Origin of the sequence: Streptomyces sp. SM11, from assembly GCF_002910905.1 — a bacterium.
Lineage (GTDB): Bacteria > Actinomycetota > Actinomycetes > Streptomycetales > Streptomycetaceae > Streptomyces.
Window position 1 is genome coordinate 1 of sequence record NZ_NEUE01000247.1, and the last position, 4,587, is coordinate 4,587.

Below are 4,587 nucleotides of genomic sequence, written 5' to 3' on the forward strand. Positions count from 1 at the left end.
ATGACCTGGGGGGGGTGGTGTCACCGGGCCCGAGGGGTGTTCGTCGGAGACGCTGATCAGAGGTCCGGCCACCGTCCGGTCCGGCGCAACGCCGGACAGCTCGCGGGCGGCAGGTCTGCATAACATGGATGCGCGAGCACGACACCCGAGCCGAGGCCGGCACCGTCAACACCCCTGGAAGGAAACGATGTTCCAGATCGAAGACGTGGGCGTGTTCCACGGCCTGGACGTCGGCAAGTCCGCGCACCACGGCCACGGACTCACCCCGGCCGGGAAGAAGTTCTTCGACAAGCCGCCGCCCAACAGCGAGCCGAAGCTGCGGGCCGTGTTCGACAAGCTGACCGCGAAGTTCGGCACCGTCCTGGTCATCGTGGACCAGCCCGCCTCCATCGGCGCCCTGCCGCTGACCGTCGCCCGCGACGCCGGCTGCCGCGTCGCCTACCTGCCCGGCCTGGCCATGCGCCGGATCGCCGACCTCTACCCCGGCGAGGCCAGAACCGACGCCAAGGACGCGGCCGCCATCGCCGATGCCGCGCGGACGATGCCGCACACCCTGCGCTCCCTGGAACTGACCGACGAGATCACCGCTGAGCTGACCGTGCTGACCGGCTTCGACCAGGACCTCGCCGCCGAGGCCACCCGCACCAGCAACCGGATACGCGGCCTGCTCACCCAGTTCCACCCCTCCCAGGAACGCGTCCTGGGACCGCGTCTGGACCACCACGCCGTCACCTGGCTCCTGGAGCGCCACGGCTCCCCGGCCGCCCTGCGCAAGGCCGGCCGCCGCAGACTCGTGGAGCTGATCCGCCCGAAGGCCCCGCGCATGGCCCAGCGGCTGATCGACGAGGTCTTCGACGCGTTCGCCATGCTCCGCGACGGCACCTTCTACGAACCCCGCACGCCGAAGGACATCGAGCTCGCCGCATAACCCCAACAACCCTGAACCACCCCAAACCCGACACGGGCGCCTTGACGAACGACATAGAGGCACCCCGCTCCTCGGCCTCGCCGCAGCCCTCACCTGCTATAGGAAACTCACCAGACTCACCACGTGAGACATCCTCTTAAAGTCAAAAGTTTCGGACATTGAAGATACAGTTTCCGCCAACAGCCAGAGACGAAGGCGCCGATTACTGCGAAGTTTCACCAGCAAGCGCCTCTCGCCGCAGCGAGGCCGCAGACCGACCGAGGGCCGGAGAGAAAGTCCTGGAAATACCGATTTGCCTTGTTACGGCCCCGGTACGGGGGCACCCATGGCATCGGAAGTGGCCGGCTCAGGCTGCGGGGAATACGGCGCGCGGCCCGGCGGGTCCTCCACGGCGCTGCCACTCACGCGGGTAGCCCACCGAGACTTCCTCGCACTGCACTCCGTCGTAAACCGTGCTGCGGGGTATGTGGAGATGCCCGTAGACCACCGCAGCCGCGTGATATTTCAGATGCCAGTCGGCCGTTCGGACGGTGCCACACCACTGGGCGAACTCCGGGTAGCGCAGAATTCGGGTGGCTCCCGTACCAGCGGAGAATGATTGACCAGCATGGTGGGGTGGCCGGAGCCGCAGGCCGCCAGCCGCTCCCCAGCATGGGCCACGCGCGCCCTGCACCATTCGTCGCGGGAAAAGAAGGGATCGGGGTGGAGCAGGTATTCATCGGCACACACCACCCCAGCTCTGTGGGCGATGGCCAGCCCTTCGACCTGAAGGGCTGGCCCGTAAGTGATCTCGTTGATGGATGATCTTGGTGTGGCTGGTGTGATCACGGCGTCGGAGCCGTCCTAATCCGGTAGCAGCGACAGCCCAAGAGACGTACACCCGGGCTGTTCGAGCGGCAGAGGTTGGCCGCGATGGCGGTCACGTGAGTGTCGGGCTGACGCCTTGAGTCGTCCGGGGACTTGATCCCTATATCCAGAGCGGTGATGCCCGACGCTCTCGTGACCGCCACCATCGTCAACACTGCCCGCTTGATCACTCGTTGGTGCCTGTGGTGCGAGCCTGCTGCATGGTGACCCCTCGTGATGCCCGAGCCGCTTCAGCTCCAACGCAGACCGGGGCCCGTGCGGTGAGCTGGTGCCACGAACAGCTGCTGAGGTGGCGGACCGGCCTCGTGTCGAGTCCTTGGATTGGCCCTGTCTGGGATTCGGATCATGAGTGCGGTGTGATGCTGCGGATCCAGAGCATCGCGCCGCAGAGGTGGAGTCCGGCTTCGTAGCTCTGCGAGGTTTTGTCATAGCGGGTGGCGATGCCACGCCAGTTGCGGAGCCGGTTGATGCAGCGCTCTACGGTGTTGCGGTCCTTGTACAGCTCGGCGTCGTGGGAGGTGGGTCGGCCGCCGGCGCTGCCGCGCTTCTTGCGGTTCGCGGCTTGGTCGGCCTTCTCCGGAATGACCGCCTTGATCCCGCGTATGCGTAGGCAGCGGCGGTTCTTCCGGGAGGAGTACGCCTTGTCCCCGGCCACGGCGTCCGGCCGGGTCCGGGGGCGTCCGACGGGGCCGCGGACCTTAATCCGCTTGAGGACCGCGGTGAACTGCGGGCTGTCACCCGCCTGTCCAGGGGTGAGGACGAACACCAGCGGCCGGCACCGGTGATCGGCCGCAACATGGATCTTGCTGGTCAGCCCGCCTCGGGAACGTCCCAGTTCAGCGGCTTTCAACCGGGCCCGGCGCCGTCTGCGGATCCGTCGTCGCTCGGTGCGTGCCTCGTCTTCGCCTTGGGCACCACCTTGTCCGTCCTGCGGCTGTTGTCCCTCCTTGCCGCCCCCTTTTCCGCTTCGGCGGCGGCCTCAAGGGCCGCCAGCTGCTCGGGATCGAGGACCATCCCGGCGGCATGGTGGTGAGCGCGGGAGGTTGCCGAGTCCACGCTGACCAGACCCATGCCGACCTGGTCACGGGCGGCGGCCTCGGCGATCATCGCTTCCATCACCTGCTGGAAGATGCCCCGCTTCGCCCGGATCCGGAAGCGGTCGTACGCACTCTGCCAGGGCCCAAACTCGGTCGGCAGATCACGCCAGGGAGCCCCGGTGCGGAACCGCCACATCGCCGCGTTGAAGTACTTTCGCAGATCAGGGATGGGCCCGACCGCGGCATACGGGAGATGGGGTTCAACCAGGGACCACTGCTCATCGGTGAGATCGCCTCGCGCCATGACTCATGACCTATCAACACCGAGCCTCCGCGCGCAGGCGATCCACCTAACTCATGATCTGAATCTCAGACAGGACCTAAGGCCCGACCAGGGAGCGGCGGCACGACGTAGGACCCTCGTGAGCTGAGACGCCATCACGCCCCGAGACGGTGGGCCGGAGCTCGCGAAACCCGGGGCCACAGCAAGCGCGAGTACCCACCAGCCGAAATGGCGCCGCTCACCTGCCGCAGACGGGGCACCCGGGGGTGCCCCGCAAAGCCCCCTCCGCCGCGCAGGCATATAGGTCGATCGACCGACTGCGGGCCGGCGGGGAGCCTTCGGCCTCGCCGGCCCGCCCCTTGCCGCCATGGGAGACGGATGGGAAAGAATGGGAAAAGGACCTTGCTCATCGAGGCTGACTAGTGTCTCGTGATCCTGATCGTGTCAGTTTGAGTTGTTATTAACGAGTTTCTTCATGTTGGTCTGGACGACGCGGACCTTCGCGAGGATCTCTTCGGCGGACGCGGTCCAGGTGAAGGGATTCGCGTCCTCGTTCCAGGAGTTGATGTAGTCGCGGATCTGCTTGACCAGGACGTTGACGCTGGAGAACGTGCCCCGGCGAATGGACTGCCGAGTCAGGATCCCGAACCAGATCTCGATCTGGTTCAACCATGAGGAACCGATGGGAGTGAAGTGGAAGCGGATGTGGGGGTTCTTCTCCAGCCATGCCTTCACCTCCGGCGTGGTGTGCGTGGACAGGTTGTCCAGGACGACATGGATCTCCTTGCCGGCGTGCGGCTTGGTCGCCTTCTTCAGGAAGGCGAGGAAGCTTGCCCCGTTCCGGCTCGGCCTGCACTCGCCGGTCACCTCACCGGTATGGACATTGAGGGCGGCGAACAGATTGGTGGTGCCGTGCCGTACGTAGTCGTGGGTGCGCTTCTCGCCCGCGCCGAAGGTGACCGGCAGTACCGGCTGGGTTCGGTCCAGCGCCTGTATCTGCGTCTTCTCGTCAATGGACAGCACCACCGCGCCGCCGGGCGGGGCCAGGTACAGGCCGACGACATCGGCGACCTTGTCCGCGAATGCGGGGTCCTTCGAGATCTTGAAGGTGCCGTTCCGGTGCGGCTTGAGGTTCTCCTCCCGCCAGATGCGGGCGACGTAGTGCCAGGACACCGAGATGCCCTCGCGCCGCTTCATGTGATTGACCAGCGTCCGCGTGGACCAGTGGGACAGCCCCGATTCCGTCGGCGGGGTTGTCTTCGTCAATGCGATCACCCGGGCCCGAGTGGTCGCGGGGACCTGATCGCGTCCGCCGCCGGGTTTCCGGGAAGCCAGTTGGGCAATCCCGCCCACGAGGTAACGGGCCTTGGCGCGGTCCACCGTATTCGGTGCGACTCCTGCGAGTTCGGCGATGTCCTTGCGTCGCCGCCCCTCGGCCGTCCACAGCACCAGGCGGGCCCGCAGAGCGGCAT

General features: G+C 66.5%; 1 protein-coding gene and 3 pseudogenes. 1 reads left to right on the forward strand and 3 read right to left on the reverse strand.

Translation table 11 applies throughout. The annotated features are described in order from the left end of the window. Window positions 1–187: 187 nt before the first annotated feature. Window positions 188–859, forward strand: a pseudogene (locus B9S58_RS26250) (IS110 family transposase); the annotation flags it as partial. A gap of 415 nt (window positions 860–1,274) precedes the next feature. Here B9S58_RS26250 and B9S58_RS39435 read toward each other — a convergent pair. From B9S58_RS39435 to B9S58_RS26265, 3 genes and pseudogenes are all read right to left on the reverse strand, one after another. Then, window positions 1,275–1,708, reverse strand: a pseudogene (locus B9S58_RS39435) (metallophosphoesterase); the annotation flags it as partial. A 430-nt stretch (window positions 1,709–2,138) separates the two neighbouring features. Continuing rightward, window positions 2,139–3,136: pseudogene (locus tag B9S58_RS26260) on the reverse strand (IS5 family transposase). Between the two features lie 423 nt (window positions 3,137–3,559). Further along, window positions 3,560–4,587, reverse strand: a 1,028-nt coding sequence (locus B9S58_RS26265) for an IS630 family transposase (protein WP_103532483.1), incomplete at its 5' end; no start/stop codon positions are given.